The sequence below is a fragment of the Petroclostridium sp. X23 genome (genome assembly GCF_030013905.1).
GTDB lineage: Bacteria > Bacillota > Clostridia > SK-Y3 > SK-Y3 > X23.
Window position 1 is genome coordinate 4,950,997 of sequence record NZ_CP124862.1, and the last position, 21,698, is coordinate 4,972,694.

The 21,698-nt window shown below is 39.0% G+C and carries 23 protein-coding genes, 1 pseudogene and 1 riboswitch; of the genes and pseudogenes, 23 read left to right on the forward strand and 1 reads right to left on the reverse strand.

Annotated elements, in window-relative coordinates; all coding sequences use genetic code 11:
- Positions 1 to 4: 4 nt before the first annotated feature.
- The 18 genes and pseudogenes from QKW49_RS23215 (at position 5) to QKW49_RS23300 (ending at position 17,313) form a co-directional block, all read left to right on the forward strand.
- The gene (locus QKW49_RS23215) at positions 5 to 2,092 is read left to right on the forward strand and encodes a ribonucleoside triphosphate reductase (RefSeq protein WP_282865007.1); all 2,088 of its coding nucleotides are present in this window, start codon (positions 5 to 7) and stop codon (positions 2,090 to 2,092) included.
- A complete protein-coding gene (locus tag QKW49_RS23220) occupies positions 2,092 to 2,775 on the forward strand; it encodes an anaerobic ribonucleoside-triphosphate reductase activating protein (RefSeq protein WP_282865008.1) in 684 nt (227 codons plus the stop codon). Before QKW49_RS23215 ends, QKW49_RS23220 begins: the two co-directional genes overlap by 1 nt.
- A 144-nt stretch (positions 2,776 to 2,919) precedes the next feature.
- Positions 2,920 to 3,119: riboswitch (cobalamin riboswitch) on the forward strand.
- A gap of 208 nt (positions 3,120 to 3,327) precedes the next feature.
- Entirely contained in the window at positions 3,328 to 4,641 is a 1,314-nt protein-coding gene (locus tag QKW49_RS23225; protein WP_282865009.1) for an MATE family efflux transporter, read from the forward strand.
- Between the two features lie 15 nt (positions 4,642 to 4,656).
- Positions 4,657 to 5,601: a nickel ABC transporter permease gene (gene nikB, locus QKW49_RS23230; RefSeq protein ID WP_282865010.1), complete on the forward strand. Its 945-nt coding sequence runs from the start codon at positions 4,657 to 4,659 to the stop codon at positions 5,599 to 5,601.
- Positions 5,598 to 6,416, forward strand: coding sequence for a nickel transporter permease (nikC, locus tag QKW49_RS23235; RefSeq protein WP_282865011.1), 819 nt, complete (start codon positions 5,598 to 5,600; stop codon positions 6,414 to 6,416). The genes nikB and nikC overlap by 4 nt, the downstream gene beginning before the upstream one ends.
- Before the next feature lie 180 nt (positions 6,417 to 6,596).
- Complete coding sequence (locus tag QKW49_RS23240; RefSeq protein ID WP_282865012.1) at positions 6,597 to 8,159, forward strand: ABC transporter substrate-binding protein; 1,563 nt, start codon at positions 6,597 to 6,599, stop codon at positions 8,157 to 8,159.
- A 62-nt stretch (positions 8,160 to 8,221) separates the two neighbouring features.
- Complete coding sequence (locus QKW49_RS23245; RefSeq protein WP_282865013.1) at positions 8,222 to 9,013, forward strand: ABC transporter ATP-binding protein; 792 nt, start codon at positions 8,222 to 8,224, stop codon at positions 9,011 to 9,013.
- Positions 9,010 to 9,831, forward strand: a complete 822-nt coding sequence (locus QKW49_RS23250) for an ATP-binding cassette domain-containing protein (protein WP_282865014.1) — start codon at positions 9,010 to 9,012, stop codon at positions 9,829 to 9,831. Before QKW49_RS23245 ends, QKW49_RS23250 begins: the two co-directional genes overlap by 4 nt.
- 38 nt (positions 9,832 to 9,869) lie before the next feature.
- Positions 9,870 to 10,121: pseudogene (locus QKW49_RS23255) on the forward strand (Uma2 family endonuclease); the annotation flags it as partial.
- An 83-nt stretch (positions 10,122 to 10,204) separates the two neighbouring features.
- A complete protein-coding gene (locus QKW49_RS23260; protein WP_282865015.1) occupies positions 10,205 to 10,540 on the forward strand; it encodes a metalloregulator ArsR/SmtB family transcription factor in 336 nt (111 codons plus the stop codon).
- Positions 10,541 to 10,749: 209 nt separating this feature from the next.
- Positions 10,750 to 11,568: an ABC transporter ATP-binding protein gene (locus tag QKW49_RS23265; protein ID WP_282865016.1), complete on the forward strand. Its 819-nt coding sequence runs from the start codon at positions 10,750 to 10,752 to the stop codon at positions 11,566 to 11,568.
- A gap of 19 nt (positions 11,569 to 11,587) precedes the next feature.
- Positions 11,588 to 12,520: an ABC transporter substrate-binding protein gene (locus tag QKW49_RS23270; RefSeq protein WP_282865017.1), complete on the forward strand. Its 933-nt coding sequence runs from the start codon at positions 11,588 to 11,590 to the stop codon at positions 12,518 to 12,520.
- Entirely contained in the window at positions 12,520 to 13,116 is a 597-nt protein-coding gene (locus QKW49_RS23275; RefSeq protein WP_282865018.1) for a class I SAM-dependent methyltransferase, read from the forward strand. Before QKW49_RS23270 ends, QKW49_RS23275 begins: the two co-directional genes overlap by 1 nt.
- Before the next feature lie 27 nt (positions 13,117 to 13,143).
- Complete coding sequence (locus tag QKW49_RS23280) at positions 13,144 to 14,130, forward strand: ABC transporter substrate-binding protein (protein ID WP_282865019.1); 987 nt, start codon at positions 13,144 to 13,146, stop codon at positions 14,128 to 14,130.
- A 145-nt stretch (positions 14,131 to 14,275) separates the two neighbouring features.
- Positions 14,276 to 15,301, forward strand: coding sequence for an iron ABC transporter permease (locus QKW49_RS23285; protein ID WP_282865020.1), 1,026 nt, complete (start codon positions 14,276 to 14,278; stop codon positions 15,299 to 15,301).
- A gap of 29 nt (positions 15,302 to 15,330) precedes the next feature.
- Positions 15,331 to 16,017, forward strand: coding sequence for a GTP-binding protein (locus QKW49_RS23290; RefSeq protein ID WP_282865021.1), 687 nt, complete (start codon positions 15,331 to 15,333; stop codon positions 16,015 to 16,017).
- Between the two features lie 20 nt (positions 16,018 to 16,037).
- Entirely contained in the window at positions 16,038 to 17,045 is a 1,008-nt protein-coding gene (locus tag QKW49_RS23295; protein ID WP_282865022.1) for an ATP-binding cassette domain-containing protein, read from the forward strand.
- Between the two features lie 133 nt (positions 17,046 to 17,178).
- Positions 17,179 to 17,313, forward strand: coding sequence for a hypothetical protein (locus QKW49_RS23300; protein WP_282865023.1), 135 nt, complete (start codon positions 17,179 to 17,181; stop codon positions 17,311 to 17,313).
- A gap of 210 nt (positions 17,314 to 17,523) precedes the next feature.
- Here QKW49_RS23300 and QKW49_RS23305 read toward each other — a convergent pair whose 3' ends face one another.
- On the reverse strand, positions 17,524 to 18,201 hold the full coding sequence (locus tag QKW49_RS23305) for a Crp/Fnr family transcriptional regulator (protein ID WP_282865024.1): 678 nt from the start codon (positions 18,199 to 18,201) through the stop codon (positions 17,524 to 17,526).
- A gap of 148 nt (positions 18,202 to 18,349) precedes the next feature.
- Between QKW49_RS23305 and QKW49_RS23310 the strand changes: the two genes are divergently transcribed.
- From QKW49_RS23310 to QKW49_RS23330, 5 genes are all read left to right on the forward strand, one after another.
- On the forward strand, positions 18,350 to 19,384 hold the full coding sequence (locus QKW49_RS23310; RefSeq protein WP_282865025.1) for an ABC transporter substrate-binding protein: 1,035 nt from the start codon (positions 18,350 to 18,352) through the stop codon (positions 19,382 to 19,384).
- Positions 19,371 to 20,114, forward strand: coding sequence for an ABC transporter permease (locus QKW49_RS23315; protein ID WP_282865026.1), 744 nt, complete (start codon positions 19,371 to 19,373; stop codon positions 20,112 to 20,114). Before QKW49_RS23310 ends, QKW49_RS23315 begins: the two co-directional genes overlap by 14 nt.
- 2 nt (positions 20,115 to 20,116) lie before the next feature.
- Positions 20,117 to 20,800, forward strand: coding sequence for an ABC transporter ATP-binding protein (locus QKW49_RS23320; protein ID WP_282865027.1), 684 nt, complete (start codon positions 20,117 to 20,119; stop codon positions 20,798 to 20,800).
- Positions 20,801 to 20,890: 90 nt separating this feature from the next.
- Complete coding sequence (locus tag QKW49_RS23325) at positions 20,891 to 21,223, forward strand: cupin domain-containing protein (RefSeq protein WP_282865028.1); 333 nt, start codon at positions 20,891 to 20,893, stop codon at positions 21,221 to 21,223.
- 14 nt (positions 21,224 to 21,237) lie between these two features.
- On the forward strand, positions 21,238 to 21,579 hold the full coding sequence (locus QKW49_RS23330; RefSeq protein ID WP_282865029.1) for a cupin domain-containing protein: 342 nt from the start codon (positions 21,238 to 21,240) through the stop codon (positions 21,577 to 21,579).
- Positions 21,580 to 21,698 lie beyond the last annotated feature (119 nt).

Here is a 21,698-nt window from a genome sequence, read left to right on the forward strand (position 1 = left end):
AAACATGATTTCAGAGATTATTAAAAGAGATGGAAGACGTGAAGCCTTTAATGCGGAGAAGATTACACATGCTATATTTAAGGCTGCAGCAGCGTGTGGAGGGAAAGACTTTCAAACGGCCGAAGAATTGACAAGACAAGTTGTAAAAGTACTGGAAGATAAATATGGAAATAAAACACCCGATATCGAAAGGGTACAGGATGTTGTTGAAAAAATATTGATTGAAAATGGGCATGCCCGTACTGCAAAAACATACATATTGTACCGTCAGAAAAGAAAAAGCGCCCGGGAAATGGATGCGCTAATCGGTGCGACCATTGAGATGTTTTCCGATTATCTCGGAGACAAGGATTGGCAAATAAATGAAAACGCCAATACGCAAAAAAGTGTAAATGGTCTTAATAATTATGTAAGAGATGTATTTACAAAAAAATATTGGCTTTATGAAGTTTATCCGGAGGAAGTGCGGAAGGCACACGAAGAGGGGGATTGTCACATCCATGACTTAGGCTTCTTTGGTCCCTATTGTGCCGGTTGGGATTTGCGCCAGCTATTGTCGGATGGTTTCGGAGGAGTGCCGGGCAAAGTGGAAAGCGGCCCGGCAAGGCACTTGCGTTCTTTTCTGGGGCAAATTGTAAATTCAACCTTTACCACACAGGGTGAAACGGCAGGAGCACAGGCGTGGTCAAGCTTTGACACTTATTGTGCCCCGTTTATACGTTATGACGGACTAAGCTTTAAACAAGTGAAGCAGTGCCTGCAGGAATTCATATTTAATATCAATGTGCCGACAAGGGTCGGGTTCCAATGCCCGTTTTCCAATCTTACCTTTGATATCCGGGTGCCTTCTACTTTGAAAGATGAACCGGTCATTATGGGTGGACAGTATACCAATGACAAATACGGCGATTTTCAAGAGGAGATGGATGTATTTAACTTGGCTTTTTGCGAAGTGATGCTGGAAGGTGATGCAAAGGGCCGGGTGTTTACTTTTCCCATTCCTACGCTGAATATTACCGGCGATTTTGACTGGCAAAGCCCGGTAGCCGATGCGTTTATGCGAGTCACATGCAAATATGGGATTCCGTACTTTGCCAATTATATAAATTCCGATCTTTCACCGGAAGACGCGGTATCCATGTGCTGTCGTCTCAGGCTCGATATTAGTGAATTGAAGAAAAGGGGGGGCGGACTTTTTGGCAGTAACCCATTAACGGGTTCTATCGGTGTTTTTACAATCAATCTTCCCCGTATTGGTTATCTATCAGACACAAAAGAGGATTTTCTGTCCAATCTCCGCAAGATTGCAGAAATAGGAAAGACATCTCTTGAGATAAAAAGAAAGATGATTGAACAGCAAACAGAAAAAGGGCTTTATCCCTATTCCGCACACTATTTGAGAAATGCGAAGCAGCGTTTCGGAAAGTACTGGCACAACCATTTCAGTACAATTGGAATCATCGGAATGAATGAAGCACTTCTGAATTTCATGGGGAAGAATATTGCATCGGAAGAAGGCCGGACATTTTCACTGGAAGTAATGCACTATTTACGGAAGATCTTATTGCAATTCCAAAAAGAGACAGGGAACGTATATAATCTTGAAGCGACCCCTGCTGAGGGAACCTCTTATCGGTTGGCGATGCTGGATCATAAAAAATATGGAGGAATAATATCGGCAGGAAAAGATATTCCCTATTATACGAATTCAACACAGCTTCCTGTTAATTATACCGATGATATTTTTGAAGTACTTGAGCTTCAAGATCAACTGCAATCTCTTTATACGGGAGGTACGGTGCAGCATTTATACCTAGGTGAGGCAATCGAAGATATTGAGGTATGCAAGCAGCTGATCCGTAAGGTGTTCGAAAAATACAGCATGCCTTATATTTCTATTACACCCACCTTCAGTATTTGCGCTACCCATGGCTATATCAGCGGGGAGCATTATCACTGCCCGGAATGCGGGGAAGCGGCGGAGGTATGGTCAAGGGTTACCGGCTACTTAAGACCGGTGCAAAATTATAATGTTGGCAAGAAGGAAGAATACAACCTGCGTAAAAAGTTTAAGATGCCAGAGGTGGTTTGATGAAATTAGGCGGATTTGTTAAAACATCTTTTGTAGATTATCCCGGCAAGATAGCTGCTGTTGTTTTTACAAAGGGCTGCAATCTTGATTGCTGCTATTGCCATAATCCCGGTTTGCTAAACAGCAATGAGACCAATGATGCGCTTGAAGATATTCGGGGTGAAGATGTATTAACGTGGTTTTCAAAAAGAAACGGAATGATCGATGCTGTAGTGATAAGCGGAGGGGAACCAACGCTGCAAAAAGACATCGGTGTTTTTTTAAAAGAATTGAAGTCCAGGAGCCTCTGTGTAAAGCTTGATACCAATGGAACGAATCCTGATGTATTAAGTGCATTAATAAAAGATAAGCTTGTAGATTTTATTGCGATGGATATCAAAGCACCTTTAAACAAATACGAAAGCGTATGTGGAATAAAACTGGATTTGCCGGCTATAAAGAAAAGCGTCCAGCTTATAAAAAGCAGCGGGCTTGACTATGAGTTCAGGACGACTTTATGTTCTGAGCTTGAGGTTGTGGATATTTCAAGAATCATTTCGGATTTTCAGATAACATCCAATTATGTGGTGCAGCATTGCAGAAGTACCGAGAGGCAAAAAACGACCGGGAGCAAGGAGAAGTTTAGCATGCTTACGCAGCAATCTGGAGATAGTTTATGCTGTTCCTACAGGGGATTTGGATGAAATTTGACAGTTGCTAAGAGGTATTGAGATAAAATGGTTAAAAAACTAGAGATGCAATAGCAATCCGAAAAAAGTTATAAAATAAATGAAATTTTTACATGACAAAAGATGTTTTATATAATATAGTATAACAAGGACATAAAAACTTAATATAAAAAAACAGGTGTCAATCATGTTTTTGAGCAAGAAAAACATGAATTGATGAAAAGGGAAGTGGGTGTAAATCCCACGCGGTCCCGCCACTGTGAAAGAGGAGTCCTTGCAACATGCCACTGGGAAACCAGGAAGGCTGTAAGGATGAAGATGCTTGAGCCAGAAGACCTGCCTGTTTTTTACACCATGAAACTCTACGAGTGATGGAGAGGTGATATAAATGAGATTCATTATTCATTTGTGTATTTAAAAGCCTCTTAACTTTTAGTTAAGGGGTTTTTCGCTGTTTTTGTCATTCCGGTGTTGGGACAACCCCATTTTTAATTATTATAAAAATTCGTTGGAATGGGTGTACAGCATAGGTTGTTAAAACTAATAATGTAATTTGCGAGGTGGCCTATGGACTATAAGAAATATTTAGCTGTCGCAATACCTTTTGTGATATCAACTGTAACGCAGCCGCTTTTAGGCGCAGTAGATACCGCTGTAATCGGTAGATTACAGGAGGCATCTTATATTGGAGGTGTCGCAATTGGAGCGGTAATATTTAATACCATGTATTGGCTTTTTGGTTTTTTGAGGGTAAGCACATCCGGATTTTCTGCACAAGCACTGGGCAGCCAGAGAGAAAAGGATAGTTATTACGCTTATTTTAGGCCTGTTTTAATTGCGATAGTGGTAAGCAGTGTATTTATTATTTTACAAGTATTTATTAAAAATGCAGCTATGCAAATATATAATCCTGAGCCGGATGTGGGTGTTCATGCCGGTACATATTTTGAAATACTTATTTGGGGTGCTCCTTTGGTGCTCATAGGATATGTGAATCTAGGATGGTTGATGGGTAGAAAATATGTAAAAGAAACACTATTTTTGCAGGTTTCCACAAACGTTATGAACATCGTTTTGGATATTATATTCGTAATGGGAATAAAGATGGGGGTAGCAGGTGTCGCTTATGCCACACTTATTTCCCAGTTCTACGGTTTTATTCTAGGAACAGTTCTAATAGCAAAAAAGCTGGATTTGCTGAAAATAGTGAAATATAAGAGAGACTTTTTAGAGAAAGCCGCACTCAAAAAGATATTAGGTGTAAATACTGACCTTATGATAAGGACAGTCTGTCTTTTGACCATGACCAATATGTTTGTAGCCAAGGGAAGTGAACTGGGGACCGACTTTTTAGCGGCTAATGCAGTGTTATTCCAGTTGCAATACATCATTGCGTATTTGTATGGTGGATTAGGCAATGCTTCCAGTGTTTTTGCGGGAAAATATCTTGGCGAAAACAATGTGAAACAATATAAAGAAGTGATACATATATCCTATGTCTGTGCCGGCATATTAAGCGTGGTACTGTCAATGATCATAATGCTTTGCAAAGATAGTATTATCATGACTTTTACAGATTTAGCCCACATAGTATCTTTATCCGGCAGGTATATTATGTGGTTGGTTGTATTTCCTTTTGTGATCTGTATTGCGCTTGTATATGAAGGTGTTTATACAGGAAGTACCTATACGGTTCCTATTAGGAACTCTATGATTTTTTCACTGGCTGTGTTTGTTTCAATATATTATGCTATTGTCCCTCAGTTTGGGAATCATGGCCTGTGGCTTGCATTTATACTATTTAGTCTGGGCAGAAGTACCGTTCTTTTCTTGTATAGAAAAAAAATGCTCAATAAAGTGTTCATTCTTGAGAGTCATTAAGTGGTGATAAATATTATGAAAAATTATATTGGAAAAAGATTTATACAATTAATCATTGTTATATTGGGAGCAACATTTTTAACCTTTGCACTTACTTACATTAGTCCCGGTGATCCCGCGGAGTTAATGCTTAAATCCCATGATATTGTCCCAACGGAACAAATGTTGGAAAAGACGAGAGAAGAAATGGGACTTAATAAGCCCTTCTTGATGCAGTATGGAATTTGGTTGAAAAATATACTAACAGGAGACTTGGGGTATTCTTATATTTCGAGAAGTCCCGTAGCCGGTGTGCTGGCACAAAAGATACCTATGACCGTCAAGCTGGCAGCTGCAGCATTATTATTCTTGGCTGTATTCTCCCTTGTACTTGGAATTTTGTCCGCTATCAATAAAAGCAAACCTTTAGATTATATCATCAGAATACTATCGTTTGCAGAGATTTCCATTCCTACTTTCTGGCTGGGATTAATATTGATTTATTCTTTTGTTGTGAAGATTCATTGGTTTACCATCACAAACCCTAATAGCTTTAAAAGCATCATTTTGCCGGCTGTTACATTGGCCATTCCTTTGATAGGAAGATATACGAGACAGATAAGGGCGGCAATATTGGATCAATTGTCTTATGATTATGTGGTAGGGGCTCGAGCCAGAGGGATAAGAGAAAGTGCAGTTATCTTTAAACATGTGTTGCCTAATGCGCTGATGAGCATTATCACTCTTTTCGGTTTGTCCACGGCATTACTGTTAGGTGGAACTGTTATAGTGGAAAATATATTTTCCTGGCCAGGCCTGGGTTCTATGGCATTGGAAGCGATAACTTACAGAGATTATCCGTTATTACAGGCATATGTCATTTTCATGGCTGTAATCTATGTAAGTATCAACTTTATTGTAGATATCATTACACAGGCTCTTGATCCGAGAGTGGATATAAGGGGGGATAAAAATAGGTGAGGACGCTACAACATAAAAAGATTTTTTTCTTTGTGATATTATCCGCTGCGGTTTTAACCATTTTATTTTCTCTGATAGCACCGGGTTTTGCTCCCCATGATCCTTTGGAAACCGACTTTTCCAATGTTTTGAAGGGTCCATGCAAGCGGTATCCTTTGGGGACGGATCAAGTAGGAAGATGTATATGCTCGAGGATTTTATGCGGTGCAAAAGTCTCCCTTGGCATAACGTTTATGCTTTTAGGTCTTGTATTTGTGTTAGGCCTAATACTGGGCATCGTTGCCGGGATGGCCGGAGGAGCCGTTGATGCCATCATTATGAGGATAGCAGATATTGTGCTTTCTTTTCCGGACATTATATTTGCTATTGCGATTGTAGGAATGCTGGGTCCCGGCTTAGTCAATACGATATTAGCGTTATCTGTAATATGGTGGACAAAATATGCCAGATTAACCAGAGTGCTTGTAATGGGGGCGAAAAACAGCGAATACATAGATGCAGCCAAGATGGCAGGTGCCGGAACACTAAAACTTATTACTTATTATATTCTTCCTAATATTATATCTCCATTGCTGGTGCAGCTGGCTTTGGATATTGGAGGAATGATGCTGGCAATCTCGGGATTGTCGTTTTTAGGATTAGGGATACAACCGCCGACACCTGAATGGGGAAATATGTTGAGTGAAGGGAGATCCTATATCCAAACGGCTCCTTGGCTGCTCATCTATCCCGGAGGTGCAATATTCATTGTAGTGGCGGTCTTTAATGTTTTGGGAGATACGGCAAGAGATATATTGGATCCGAAGTATGGCTAGGAACAAAAAATTAGTTGCTGTTCAGCCAGGTAGGTATTGCCTGCCGGCCAAGCTGTCGGCATCAATCGGAATCCTTGGCGGATGATACCTGAAATCACTGTTCTGGCGATTTTCCGGCATGGCATTTCGACAATACCCTACGCAGGTGAAGGGCAATAAAAATGATAAAAGGAGAGATTAATGATGAAGAGATTTTTTGCAGTATTGATAATGATTGTAATGTGTGTTGCATGTGCTGCTTGCAACCAAACAGAGCAAGCGCAGCAAGGGGCGAATATTGAGGCAAATCAATCGGGCCAAGAAAAAGTCCTGAATATGGCGTTGTTTTCCCCGGCTAGGAATATTGAACCTACCGAGGGGTGGAATGGCTGGAATTTAACCCGCTGCGGCATAGGAGAAAACCTTGTGCAGATTGATGAAAACCTGGAATTTAAACCGGTAATCGCAGAGTCATGGGAACAGATTGATGACACGACCATCGTGTTCAACATAAGGCAAGATGTGAAATTCCATAACGGTCATCCGGTAGATGCGAAAGCTTGTAAAGAATCCATAGAAAGAGCGTTAAAGATATCCAACCGGGAAGATGTAAAATTCTCTGTCCAATCTATTATGGCTGAAGGTCAAAAATTGACCATTAAGACTTCGAAACCCTGTGCGACTTTAATCAATAATTTAGCAGATCCCGTATATATCATCGTAGACACTTCAGCCGCTGAGTGGGAGGAGTTTAAGCTTAAACCCATTTGCACCGGTGCGTTTAAAGTAGTAGAGTTTACCCCGGATGTAGGATTGACTCTTCATAAACACCAACAGCATTGGAGTGGAGAAATTGGTCCGGATGTAGTGAATGTAAAATTCATCCAGGATGCTTCTGCACGGACCATGGCACTGCAATCGGGAGAGATTGATCTTGCAACACAAATCGGAGCAAAGGATTTAACGCTGTTTGAAAATAATGATGAGTTTACAGTATTAAAGGGACCCAACCTACGTATATTTCTGGTAAGATTAAATATGGAAAAACCATATATGAAGAGTCAGGCGTTCAGGCAAGCGCTGTCGTATGGTATGGACAAGGAGACGTATGCAAAAGAATTGGTGAGCGGTATACCTGCAAAAGGTCCTTTTAATGATCTGCTTTCTTTCAGTTACAAAGGAGAGGATTATTATGCCTATAATCCTGATAAGGCAAAAGAACTGCTTGATAAAGCGGGTTTTATAGATACAAACGGAGATGGAATTAGAGAAATAGATGGGAAAAACATTGTATTGAAACTTGTCTCAGGGAAAAATCATGGCGATGATGCAAAAAATATAGGAATAGCCATGCAATCCCAGTATAAAGAGATAGGAATAGGGGTAGATGTACTTCAAGTGGAAAATTCTACTGATGTATCCAAGGCAGGAGATTTTGACTTGTTGTGGGAAAGATGGACTTCGGCCCCCACGGCAGATCCACAGTATTTTTTGGAGGCCAGCTATAAAACAGGAAGTGCAGGGAATTATGGAAAATACAGTAACTCGACACTTGATGCTCTCTGTGTACAATTAGATAGCGCGTTTGAAAAACAGGAAAGAGATGAATTAGGGATAAAAGGTGCTGAATTGCTGATGAAAGATGTAGCTTCATTATTTGTATATTATCAGCAGGGAACAGTAGTAACCAGGAAAAATGTAGAGGGCGTTTATAGATTTATATCAGAGATATACTACATCGATGATAGAGTGAAAATCCAATAGATAATATTTGGATCAATTGAGTGTATGTGGTTATCTTGTATTCAGAATGGAGCTTGTAAGGAATGAGTGGATTACTTGAAATTAGATCTCTTACTGTCAAATATGACGGTGACGGCAATGCTATTAAGAATATCGATATGACGGTGGATCATAAAGAAATTATCGGTATTGTTGGTGAAAGCGGATGTGGGAAAACAACATTGATAAGATCAATCATTCATTTGCTTTCTTCTAACGCTAAAGTCGTTTCCGGAGAAATTATTTTTAATGGACAAGATATTATAAAATATAACAAGGAACAATGGCGAAATCTACGTGGAAATGAGATTGCGATGGTCTTCCAGAATCCCGGATCGTATCTTAATCCTATTATTAAGATCGGCAAACAGTTTGTGCAAAGCATCAGAAACCATAGGGCGCTTTCAAAAAGAGAGGCAATAAAAAAAGCGAAAGAAACCCTTGAGAAAATGCATCTTAGGGATTGTGACAGGATTATGGATTCCTATCCGTTTCAATTAAGCGGAGGTATGAAGCAAAGAGTAGCTATTGCCATGGCTATTGCGATGGAACCAAAACTAATACTAGCCGATGAACCAACCAGCGCTCTAGATGTAATGACTCAGGTTCAAATTGCCAATGAGCTTATGGCGCTTAGGGAGGACTTTCATACCAGTATTATAATGGTTACCCACAATATAGGTTGTGCCGCATATATGGCAGATAGAATTATGGTTATGAATAAAGGTGAAATAGTGGAGTTTGAAAGCAAAGCCCAAATTATTGCACAACCCAAAAAGGAATATACACGAAATTTACTCAATGCTATTCCGGAACTGAAAGGATTAGAAGCATGAATGATAATATAATTCTTGAGTTAGAAGGTGTCTGTAAAAAGTTCAAAGACAATGATGGAAAACTTTTTAAGGCAGTCAACAATGTAAATCTAAAATTGGCACAAGGAGAATGTATCGGTATAGTTGGAGAAAGCGGATGTGGTAAAAGTACCCTTGCGAGGATAATATCCCGTTTAGTAGACACTAGTGAAGGGAAGATTGTTTTCAAAGGAGAGGATGCTGCGGTTTTAAGGGGAAAGTCGTTAAAGACATATTATAAAAGTATCCAAATGATATTTCAAGATCCGTTAAGCACATTTAGTCCAAGAATGAAGATAGGTACATATTTGATTGAGCCCTTTATTAATTTTAATATTATGAATAGAAAGCAATCCTGCAAGTATGTGGAAGAAATGCTTTCTATGGTTGGACTTAATAAAGATTACGCACATAGATATCCAAGTGAATTAAGCGGCGGGCAGCTTCAGAGGGTGGTCATAGCCAGAGCGATAGGTTTGAAGCCTGACATCATTGTTTGTGATGAATGCACATCTGCCCTTGATGTTTCTATACAACAACAGATCGTAAATCTTTTACTGGAATTAAGGAAACAAACCAACTTTTCCAATATATTCATAACCCATGATTTAGCTTTAGCAGAAAGTATATGTGATAGAATATATGTTATGTACCTGGGAGAAATAGTTGAAGTGATTGAAAGTCAAAATATTATAAAGGATGCAAAGCATCCCTATACCAAAATGCTGTTAAATTCAGTATTTTCAGTAAAAGAATTCAATAAAAAAATTGAAGCTGTTGACGCAATATTGTGCATATAAGGGGGTGCATAGGCAGAATGACATTATAAAAATAATATGATATAAGTGGGTTGAAAGGAACGAAATATTATGGAACACCTACTCTTGTAATTGAAATATCCTCGCCTTCTACTACAAAGAACGATAAAATATGGAAATTCAATAAATATGAAAAGGCAGGGGTTAAGGAATACTGGATAGTGGAACCGGAAGGGGAGATGATTTCAGTGTTTACCCTGCAAGGGAATAATCGATATGGAAGGCCGGAATGGATAATCTCTGCTATTCTTTTTCAGCCTTTTATCATGTAATTATTTGGATAAGTGATTGACAGTTTTGTTTAAGTAGAGTATACTTTATTTAAGTTGCGACTTATCCCGAAAGAGGTTTTAAAATGGAGTTGAAACAATATTCTGATATTTTAAAAACAATATCAGACGAATCTAGATTTAAAATTATTAATATATTATTAAACCACGATCTATGTGTTGGAGGTTTGGCAAAACAGCTTGATATATCTAAACCTGCTGTTTCACAGCATCTTCAGGCGCTAAGAAAGATTGGTCTGGTTACTGGAGAAAAAAGAGGATATTATACACATTACGTAGTAAATCGGTCTCTTCTAAAGCAGGTTGGTGAAAAAATGATTGAAATTGCATCTAAGCCATATGACGGTGGATGTCAACGTGAACAAACTGGTGGATGTGAGTGTCAATGTAACCAAAAATAAAAAAAATTTTAAATATAAGTTAGAATATACTAACATTTTTCATATAATGAATATTGATTTATATAAGAGATAAAATTTTTTTCTCCATATAGTGATAATGAATATCAATTTCAATATAAACTTTATTTAATCCTTCTATTTCAGAAGGATTAAATAAAGAGAAAAAAGTTAGCGTATTCTAACTATAGTGAATAGGGAGGTGAAATGTTATGTTAGTTGCAAAAGAGCTTAATTTTAACTATGGTAAACGAAATATTTTGGAAAATGTAAATTTTACAGCCGAAAAAGGGCAGGTTATTTCACTGATTGGCCCTAATGGGTCGGGAAAGTCAACACTGCTGCGCTGTTTATGCGGATTGATACCTGTAAAGAGAAACTCGGTGTTTTTGTTTGACAGGCCTATAGAGACATTGGGAGTGAAGGAAATTTCGAAAAAAGTAGCCTTTCTTCCACAATCTCATGAACGATTGCAAGGCGTGACAGTGTACGAATTAATTTCAATGGGGAGAGCTCCCTACCACCGCTCCGGCTGGATAAATACCAAGGAGGATCAGGAGAAAATCGCATGGGCTATCGACTACATGCAAATCGGCCATCTGATGCACCGACTGGTAGAAATGCTGTCCGGAGGAGAAAAACAGCGTGCTTGGATTGCCATGGTGCTCGCTCAGGACACGCCGATTATTCTACTGGACGAACCGGTTACATATATGGATTTGAAGTACCAATGCGAACTGCTCAGAACAATAAAAGATTTGAAAGATAATTTCCAAAAAACCGTTGTTGCGGTTTTTCATGACATCAACCACGCTATTGAGATATCCGATTCTGTATATCTTCTGAAGAATGGACACGTTTATAAGGCTGGGGGCAGCGAGCAGGTGATTACGGAACAGGCTATTAAAGATGTGTATGGGGTATACGCACATATTTGCAAGTTTAAAAGGTGTTGCCGCAATGTAGTTGTTCCGGCGGGTGTACATGACGGTTCAATGGACACTCTGCTTGAAAACTTACAAATAAAATAAAGAAAGAGGATGATTAGATTTGATACGTATTATGATTCACACCCCGGTTAACTTAAGAGGTCGTATGCTGGATTATTTAAAAAATAATCTACCCGACCTGGAAAAAAACATTGGTGATAAAATTACGCTCTACACGCCGCATGATCCTGAATATTCTTCAAATTGCAGCGAGGAATGGCTAGGCCCATCGATTAAAAAAGGAATTGTTCCCGATTTGATGCTAACCCATGCCTCTGAATTTGCCGCTTTAAGAAACAGAGTAGAAAGCGCCTTGCTTTCAGATTTGGCAGGCCGGTATGCAAATGAAAACCCGGTAAGAGAAGAATTAAACATGCTGATGGATCCCCATGGATTGTTTTATCCCCTATTTGTAGTTCCACTGGCTATGTTCTATAACACGAAAAAAATAAAGGAAGAGGAATTAAAACACTCTTGGGCTGACCTCTTTAATGAAAAATTTAAGATTATATTTCCTGAACGAGATAAACCCTTAAGCAGAGCGGTAGGAGCCTATTTAAAACATGAATTCCCGGAACAATTTCCTGAATTTGAAAAAAGAGCCGTATATGAAGGCTCTCCGACGAATGTCATTAAGTCGGTTGCTTCAGGAGAATATGATATGGGCATGACTAATTTATCATTTGCTCTGATGGCAGAAAGCAGAAATATTTCGATTAATTATCCCCAAGAAGGATTTGTTCTTTTACCACAGGTTCTTGTGTGGAAAAAAGGTGCTGATGAAAAACTTAAAATTATTGCCGACCTGCTGATGGGCGAGGAAATTCAAAATTATCTGAGTGAGCAGGGAGCCTGGCCGGCTCATAGAGGCATTCCAATGCATGATACCATTGCATATAATGGCAGGTTGAAGAATTGGCAAGGTTGGGAAGCTTATATCGAGGAAGTTTACGAGTTTGATAAATTTACTTGTGCAATAGGAGGAGAAAAATAATGCTCAAATCTAATAATTTTGCAAAATTACAGCCTATGTATCCTTTGTTAATTCAACAGTTTGTAGACGATTATAATCTTAGCGAAGGTATAGCTGTAGATATTGGTGTGGGGCCAGGTTTCTTGGGCCTGGAGATGGCAAAGATAACCAATATGAAAATCGTTTTTATTGACATCAGTCAGGAAGCATTGGATCAGGCAAAGAATACTTTTAATTCGCTGGATTTGGACAATGAAGCTGAATTTATTAACGCTGATGTTCAGGCCCTTCCTCTTGAGGATAACTACGCAAATTTTATCATGAGCAGAGGTTCCATTTGGTTCTGGAAGGAACCGGAAAAAGGATTGCGGGAAATCCACAGGATTTTAAAGCCGGGGGGTGTTGCGGTTGTTGGTGGAGGACTGGGAAGGTATCTTCCTGAAACTATGCGCAACAGATTGCAGGCAGCCCTTAAGCAGGGGCTGAAAGAAAGAAAAGAGAAAAGGCCTAGCCTTGAGGAATTTGAGGCTATGGTGCAGAAATCCGGACTGTCTGATTATCGAATTATGACAGACGGAGACACAAGCAGTGGTAAATGGGTGGAAATTAGAAAATAAAATATGCATCTGTGAGGGGGAATAAAAATGAAACTTAATAAAAAAATTGCAGCTGCCCTGATAACAATTTTGGTATTGGCAATTGGGCTTGTCGGATGCAACGGCGATTCTCAGGTCCAATCCACAAATCAGTCTGATGACCAGCCTGCGGACATGCAAACAAAAAACACGGTTAAGGACGAGCTAGGACGGGAGGTAACGATTCCGGAAAATCCCAAAAAAGTTCTGGCACTGACTTCCGCTGTTATGCAGTCACTTTTCAATATTGACATTACTCCTGTCGGAAAAGTTGATGACTATAAAGTCACAGGGGAAGGCATGGCTCTGCCCTCTGTCGGAACTGCATCCAGCGTAAATATTGAATCGGTCTATGCCCTTCAACCCGATTTGATTATTGCCAGCAGCAGATTCCATTCCGGGTTTGAGGAAGAACTGGAAAAAACAGGGGCGGTGGTTTACTATTTTGATCCGGATAAGGTGGGGGATATCCCTGTAGTGGAAGTGACGGCATACATTGGGAAGCTGCTGGATAAAGAAGACGTGGCCAAACAATATGTGCAGTCGGTATTTACGGTTGCGGATGAGCTAAAAGAGAAGATAGCCTCTGAAACGGATATTAAAACCGGTATTGTTATACAGGATGGTGACACCATCGTTGCAGCGCAAAACGCTTCTTCCTACGGTTCTATGCTTAAATTACTGGGAATTGACAATATTGTTCCTGATAATTTACCAAACGCCAAAAAATCTTCTTTTGTTCCGTTTGATGTTGAAACCATTTTGGCAGGCAATCCGGACCTTGTTTTTATCATGACATCAAGTAAAGATGCTGAAAACAATAAAGTGATCCTGGAAAAATTCAAGAGCGATCCCCAGTGGGCAGCACTGGATGCTGTTAAGCAAAATAGGCTTTTAATTCTGCCATTCTCTGTTAACCCGAACAGATCAACTCCTGAAGAGATGGTTAAAGCAACAGCAGAAGCAATATTAAAAACCAGCCGGCAGCAAAAATAAATACCGTTTAAAAGAGTTTGTGGAACGATGGGACTGTGTATCCTCTCGTTCCGCATTGTTTCAAGGCCAAAATTGTATGCACAGCAAAATATTCTTATATATAAACCATTGTTTTAAAATGTAAATAAATGAGGTGACTTATCTGTTGAATCAAGTTGAAAAAAACCCTGCTCATCTGAAAGCATACCGATTAACAGTTATATTGACAGCAACAGGCATTCTTGTGTTGGCAGCTTTTTTTAGCATAGTGACCGGCACAATACAATTCTCTGTACATGAAATAATAAGTTTGCTGAAAGGTGATTTGCAGGGAAGTTTGGCAAATCAAATAATTTTCAATGTGCGAATGCCCAGAGTTTTTACCGGAGTGTTTGTCGGAATGAATTTGGCGGTTGCAGGTGTTTTGCTGCAAGGCATTTTACGTAATCCAATGGCTTCTCCCAATATTATTGGTGTTAACGCAGGAGCCGGATTAGCCGCTGTGATTATTATGACCATATTGCCCGGAAAAATCGGAATGATACCTTTAGCTTCTTTTATTGGAGCTTTGTTGGCAGTACTGTTAATTTACATGCTTTCTACAACTTCGGGAAGTTCCAGTACCGTTCATATCGTTTTAGCCGGTATTGCGGTTTCCAATCTTCTAAGTGCGGTAACTTCCGCTTTGATGATGATTAACAGTGATGTACTGGAAGTGACCTATTCCTGGTTGCTTGGCAGCCTTTCGGGCCGAAGCTGGACGGCAGTAAATACTATCTGGCCGTACAGTCTTGTTGCCTTGACAGCAGCCCTGTTTATCAGTCCGAAGGTTAATCTTTTTGGACTGGGAGATGAAGTAGCAAGCAGTGTCGGTCTGCCAATCCGTTTATATAGGATTGTCATTATGCTTACTGCGGCGGTATTGGCGGGCAGTGCTGTGAGCGTGACGGGAACTATCGGCTTTGTAGGCCTTATCGCTCCCCATTCGGCAAGACTTTTAATCGGTAGCGATCATCGATATCTTGTACCATTATCTGCAATACTGGGAGCTGTTTTACTTATTTTATCCGATACCGTTGCAAGGACAATTTTTCAGCCGGTTGAATTATCGGTTGGTATTATTACATCGGTATTGGGAGCACCCTTCTTCTTATTGCTTTTGTATAAAAAAGGAAAAGAAAAAAGGCTTTAATACACTATGATTCGAAAGGAGAGATTCTCGTGAAATTGATTACGTTTTCCGGACCGCCTTCATCCGGAAAAACTTCGGTTATTTTAAAAGCAATGGAGGAAATAAAGGACAAGCATTTTAAAATTGGAGTATTGAAATTTGACTGTTTGGTAACCGACGACGATAAACTGTATGCTGCGCAGGATATTGACAGCAGAGTTGGTCTATCAGGCAGTATGTGCCCGGACCATTTTTTTGTCAGCAACATCGATGATTGTCTTAATTGGGGTATCAGGCACTCCTATGATATTTTAATCAGTGAAAGCGCAGGACTATGCAATCGCTGTTCACCCCATATTAAAGGATGTACGGCCGTATGTGTCATAGATAATCTAATGGGCATAAATACGCCCAAAAAAATCGGCCCTATGCTCAAAATGGCAGATATTATTGTGATTACAAAGGGAGATATTGTTTCACAGGCAGAAAGAGAGATATTTGCATTAAAAATCAGACAGGCCAATCCGGATGGAATTATATTACACGTCAACGGGCTTACAGGTCAAGGAGCCGGTGAGTTAGCGGTACTGATAGAGAATGCCATACAGGTTGAAACATTGAAAGGAAAGGAACTGAGAATAAGTATGCCATCCGCTCTTTGCTCGTACTGTCTTGGTGAAACGCAGATTGGAATGGATAAACAAAAAGGAAATATAAGAAAAATGAAGTTGGATTAGATTGAAAGGAAGTGATTTGAATGAAGAATTCTGTTCCATTGGAGAATTTGACTATAGAAGACTTGTTTAGAATATACCCATACTCCATGGAGTTTTTTGATATTAACGGTTTGCCGATTGATGATGTAAATAATACTGTCAAAGACTATATCACTTCACTCCCTTATGTATTTTTGGAAGATATGGGTCTGAATCAGGAAAATTTACTTAAGCGGTTTCGTGCTTTTATGAGTCGTATGAAGGATATCAGAGAAGAACGCACTTTCAGTATCCGTGATATTACTATTTTGGGTGGCAGAGATAAAAATGAAAAACTCGAAGAAATTGAGTTGAAGATTAGCATGGGGGAGATAATTTGTATTGTTGGTCCTACAGGCTCAGGCAAAAGCAGGCTGCTCGCCGATATCGAGTGGATGGCGCAAAGGGATACGCCCACTAAAAGACAAATATTGATCGACGGGTCTGTCCCACCGAGAGATTGGCGTTTTTCGGTTGAACACAAGCTGGTAGCTCAATTATCTCAGAATATGAATTTTGTCATGGATATTTGTGTTGGAGATTTTATAAAACTGCATGCGCAAAGCAGAATGATTGACGATATTGAAGATAAAATGCGGGAAATCATATTTCATGCAAATGAGCTGTCCGGTGAAAGATTTGACTTAAATACGCCGCTTACTTCCTTAAGCGGCGGACAGTCCAGAGCCTTGATGGTGGCCGATACTGCCTTCTTAAGCACATCTCCTATTGTGCTGATTGATGAAATTGAAAATGCCGGGATTCATAGAAACAAAGCTTTGGAGTTGTTGGTGGGGCAAAATAAAATTGTACTTATTGCTACCCATGACCCTCTTCTTGCTTTAATGGGAAATAAAAGAGTAGTTATCAAAAATGGTGGTATTCAAAAGGTTATTGAAACCACGCCAGATGAAAAAAAAGGTTTGATCCGGTTAACTGAAATTGACAATGATTTAATAAAATACAGGGAAGCCCTTCGTAATGGTGAACTTCTAGATGATATTAAATAAAATAGAAAATTTATCTATTGCATATTGACAAAAATAAATAAGCGATATACAATTTATTTAAGTCAGTGCTAAATCAAATTGCATATGTATCTTCTCACTGGCAATTTATAATAACAAAATGGAGGTGTAAATCATGTGCGAAACTAATAAGAATGACAAATGTGACCATCCCGAGCTGAGACCGGCGGACGGAAAATGTAGCGAAGAACTAATCAAAAAATGTCATGGCAGCACGAAAGAGCATCCCTGCGAATCGGAGAAAAAGTAATAACGACAAAAAACAAAGCGGTTATCTTTACAGTGTATTGAATAATCGCTTTGTTTTTTGTCTGAGCTGCAAGGGGTGATTTGAGTGCACATTGTAAATGTTTTATCATGTCCGGGGACAGGTTGCATGCTATAACCTTTTTAGCCTTTGAGGAAATATTGATGGCAATGTCCTCGGGGCCTGTTCCGATTTCCAAAACCGTCTTATTCTTTAGAGAGAACAAAGAAATTTATTCGATATTAAGGTTATTTTATTTTTATCATAATCTATTAATCCTTCACTTTTCATTTTACTAAGTTCTCTTGACAAAGCACTTCTTTCTACACCTAAGTAACTAGCCCAATCTTGTCTGTTGTAAGGGATGAGAATTGTATTGTCTTCTCTTTTGCACGAACATAAAAAAACGATTAGTCTTTCTCTTATGTATTTTTGTGTTAGAATCTCAATCTTCATATTCTGATAGATGTTTTTCTTTGCGATTTCACGAAGAAGATTGCTGGTAACCCGTGAAGCATAAGGGCAATGTATGGCGTTTTCTTTAAATAAATTCTCGAATTTTAAAAAGAGGACTTTGCTCTTTTCATTGGCGACAATCTGCACAATAGATTTTTCGGTTGTGACACAAGCGTAGGCTTCTCCAAAAAGCTCGCCTGCCAAATATTTGCATATATTGTGTTGATTGCCTGAGTGATTTAGCATAATGATGCCGATCTCACCCTCAAGCACAATTCCAGCGTAATTAATTGAATTATGATAATCGTAAACAATTTGTTCTTTTTCAAAATCTTTTATATATCCGTCCAGACAGCGGATGATATCAGGGATTCTACTAATAGAAACATTGTTAAAAAATGGCATATCTATTAGAATTCTATAATATTGATCCAAATTTTTTCACCTTCCCGTTGCAGTAGCAACCGAAATAAAGTAAGAAATAAGTTATTATTTTGTTAGATAAATCTAACAAAATAATAATCATAAAAAGTTAGATATATCTAACATAAATAAATTGTACCATAGAAAGGATGATATTACAATGAGAAAAATACTGGCTTTATTACTTGCTGCGGTTCTTTGTTTGTCGCTTGTAGCTTGTGGAGGCACTAATTCGTCAGAGCAAGTGTCGGATACTTCAAAAAATAGTTTGGAAAAATTGCAATCCGACAATATACAATCCATGAAGATGGTGACTATTACCGTAGGTGTTCCGGCAGCACCTCCTGCACTCCCTATTCTTAAAATGATTGAAACAAAGGTATTAGGTGAAAACGTGGAGATAAAACTTGATATTTGGAATGAACCGGAAACGCTTATTGCAATGGTTCAAGATGGTAAACACGATATGTTTGCGTTTCCGCTTACCGTTATTTCTAAGTTGTACAATAAGGGCCTTGATGTTCGTTTAATGAATGTAAACACATGGGGGGTTACATATTTTATGACATCTGACCCGGATTTCAAGGAGTGGTCTGATCTTAAGGGAAAAACAGTTTATATTCCTTTGCAATCCTCGCCGCCAGATGCCTTAATACAGTACTTCATTTCAGAGGCAGGTCTTGAGGTTGGTAAAGACGTCAAAATAATCTATGCTACAACGCCGGAAGTTGCTTCACTTCTTGCCTCGGGAGAAGCTGTTTACGGTACGTTAATTGAGCCTCAAGTAACAAAGGCTATGATGGGCAACGAGAACCTTCGTATCGCGTGTAGTTTTGAAGATGAGTGGCAGAGAGTGAATCATACTGAAACTAAGATTCCGAATGCCGGGTTTGGAACAACACAGAAATTTATTGATGAAAACACGGAATTAACAATGAAATTCCAAAAGGCATACCAAGAAGCTTCGGTTTGGGCTAAAGAAAATCCTGAAGAAATGGGAGCGCTTGCAGAAAAATACCTTGGGCTGAAAGCACTTTTAATTGTGAAATCATTACCTAGTATGGGACTTGAGTTCAAATCTGCGACAGATGCTAAAGAAGAACTCTCAATGTTTTATCAGTTGCTGTTTGATTTTAATCCTCCTATGATTGGCGGAAAGATACCTGATGATGGCTTGTATTATGAAAACAAATAAAGAAATTCCTAAATCAATATATTCTCTAGTATCGGGGCTAATTGTTCTCAGTGTATGGAAACTGCTGACTGTATATTTTCCCCCTCTGGTTGTACCTACAATAAGTAGTGTTATAAATAGCTTGTTGGTAATATTTACAGGCGCACAACTATATCAAATGATCATGGTTACCATGGTAAGACTTATTATCGGTCTTACCATAGGTGTTGCAGCAGGGTTTGTTGTAGGTGTTTTTATGGGGCATTTCAAATTCTTCAAAGGAATTGCAATGCCAATCATTGGACTTTTTCAGACGATTCCACCCGTTTCATGGGTCGTTTTAGCCTTGGTTTGGTTTGGATTCAATGGAAAACCTGCTATTTTTATTGTGGTTACATCTGCTATGCCTATCATTGCAATAAATGTATATGAAGGAATTATTAACATTGATTCAAGGCTTTTACAAATGGCGAAGCTTTATCGCTTTTCAGAATGGAAGCGACTGCACCATATAGTTTTGCCGTCAGTTGCATCCTATTTTAATTCAGGCTTTCGGGTGGCTTTAGGCAGTAGTTGGAAGATTGCCGTGATGGGAGAAGTCTTTACTACAAGTGATGGTATTGGCGGAATGATAAAACTGGCAAGACTTAATGTTGAGCCTGAAAACATTATTGCTTGGTCAATTGTTGTGGTCATGTTATTCTATGTTTCAGATTATTTAATTGGAAAGATATTAATAAAGGAGGGATGATTGTGCTAGTAGTAAAGGAAGTTACTAAAAGTTTTGATGATCTTCCGGTACTTAATAATATAGGTTTCCAAATTGCAGATAATGAAATAGTGGCTCTTATAGGACCTTCCGGTTGCGGTAAGTCAACGCTTCTTAACATTATTTCAGGTCTTGAACCGCTTGATATCGGTAAAATAGAATATTCAGGAGATGCAATTTCTTATGTTTTTCAGGATGACAGGCTATTGCAGTGGAGAAGTGTTTGGGACAATATCAGAATAGTGAATAATACGATAAATGAAAACGAAATATCAGAGCTGATTTGTGATGTTGGATTAAAAGGATTTGAAAAATACAAGCCAAATCAGCTTTCAGGCGGTATGAAGAAACGCTGCGGAATTGCAAGAGCTTTCTATTATAAAAGCAAGCTGCTCATTATGGATGAACCTTTTCAGGGGCTCGATTACTGCTTAAGGCAAGAAATGCTTAAAATGCTGCTTAGGGTATGGAATCGGCGCAAGCAAAGTGTGCTGTTTATTACTCATGAAATTGATGAAGCTTTAACAGTTGCAGGAAGAATTGTTGTTATGTCGAAAAGACCTGGAACGATTCTACAGGAATTCAATCTTAAAGGTATTGAGGACAGAAGTCTTTCATCTTTAGAGATAAACAATATCAGGCAGCAAATAGTTTCTAGTCTTACATAAAGATAATACTCCGAATATCAATATGTTCTGAATTGATTTGCATATATCGCTTAGCATAATCCTAAATCATAGTGAAGAAAGGAAAAGGTAATGGAAATACTTAGAAATTTACCAATAGAAATACCCATGGCATTAGCATCTTTGATTACCCCTAAAAAAAATCAAATAGTCAGCATGACATTGTCACAAAGCAAGCAATTACAAATAATTCTTTTTACTTTTGCAGACAAAGAAACGGTAAGTGAGGAAGCGTATTTAGGAGACACCATGTATTTGGTGATAGAAGGAGAAACCTATATTACCAAAGAGGATATCAGATATCACTTGAAAGAAGGAGACACTTTAATGATACCGGCACATACCCTTCATGCAATTGGAGGGAAGGGTGCTTTTAAGCTATTACAAATTACTGTAAATGAATAAAGGAGGATTTAGTTATGGCAGAAGTATTAATTAAAAATGTGGACCATGCAGCACCATTTAATCTAGGGAATTTGGTTGAATACGATAAAGGAAAGGTTGCGAGTTTAACCCTTGCCCAAAAACCGGGAGTAGGGATTACAGTATTTGCTTTTGATGAAGGAGAAGGAGTAAATACTCATGCGGCACCGGGAGATGCAATGGCGGTAATTCTGGAAGGAGAAGCAGAAATAACGATTGATGGGAAACTATACAGGGCAAAGGCTGGAGAAGGAATTGTAATGCCGTCCGGTATCCCTCACGCTGTGAAGTCGGTTACTCGTTTTAAGATGCTTCTGACAGTAGTGAGAAACACTTAATTTCGAAGCGAGAGCGTTCTCTCGCTTCATTCTTTATAAGAGGTTGTATTCGTAAGAGCAGTGAGGAATAGAATGACTTCACAGAACAGAATTGCCACAAGTTTATTTTAGGAGGAAGC

Coding starts and splice junctions, on each gene's coding strand:
- QKW49_RS23330 (WP_282865029.1), top strand. CDS start 21,238: ATGGCAGAAGTATTAATTAAAAATGTGGACCATGCAGCACCATTTAAT.
- QKW49_RS23220 (WP_282865008.1), top strand. CDS start 2,092: ATGAAATTAGGCGGATTTGTTAAAACATCTTTTGTAGATTATCCCGGC.
- QKW49_RS23300 (WP_282865023.1), top strand. CDS start 17,179: ATGTGCGAAACTAATAAGAATGACAAATGTGACCATCCCGAGCTGAGA.
- QKW49_RS23315 (WP_282865026.1), top strand. CDS start 19,371: ATGAAAACAAATAAAGAAATTCCTAAATCAATATATTCTCTAGTATCG.
- QKW49_RS23265 (WP_282865016.1), top strand. CDS start 10,750: ATGTTAGTTGCAAAAGAGCTTAATTTTAACTATGGTAAACGAAATATT.
- QKW49_RS23325 (WP_282865028.1), top strand. CDS start 20,891: ATGGAAATACTTAGAAATTTACCAATAGAAATACCCATGGCATTAGCA.
- QKW49_RS23215 (WP_282865007.1), top strand. CDS start 5: ATGATTTCAGAGATTATTAAAAGAGATGGAAGACGTGAAGCCTTTAAT.
- QKW49_RS23280 (WP_282865019.1), top strand. CDS start 13,144: ATGAAACTTAATAAAAAAATTGCAGCTGCCCTGATAACAATTTTGGTA.
- QKW49_RS23225 (WP_282865009.1), top strand. CDS start 3,328: ATGGACTATAAGAAATATTTAGCTGTCGCAATACCTTTTGTGATATCA.
- QKW49_RS23250 (WP_282865014.1), top strand. CDS start 9,010: ATGAATGATAATATAATTCTTGAGTTAGAAGGTGTCTGTAAAAAGTTC.
- QKW49_RS23295 (WP_282865022.1), top strand. CDS start 16,038: ATGAAGAATTCTGTTCCATTGGAGAATTTGACTATAGAAGACTTGTTT.
- QKW49_RS23240 (WP_282865012.1), top strand. CDS start 6,597: ATGATGAAGAGATTTTTTGCAGTATTGATAATGATTGTAATGTGTGTT.
- QKW49_RS23260 (WP_282865015.1), top strand. CDS start 10,205: ATGGAGTTGAAACAATATTCTGATATTTTAAAAACAATATCAGACGAA.
- QKW49_RS23310 (WP_282865025.1), top strand. CDS start 18,350: ATGAGAAAAATACTGGCTTTATTACTTGCTGCGGTTCTTTGTTTGTCG.
- QKW49_RS23245 (WP_282865013.1), top strand. CDS start 8,222: ATGAGTGGATTACTTGAAATTAGATCTCTTACTGTCAAATATGACGGT.
- nikB (WP_282865010.1), top strand. CDS start 4,657: ATGAAAAATTATATTGGAAAAAGATTTATACAATTAATCATTGTTATA.
- QKW49_RS23275 (WP_282865018.1), top strand. CDS start 12,520: ATGCTCAAATCTAATAATTTTGCAAAATTACAGCCTATGTATCCTTTG.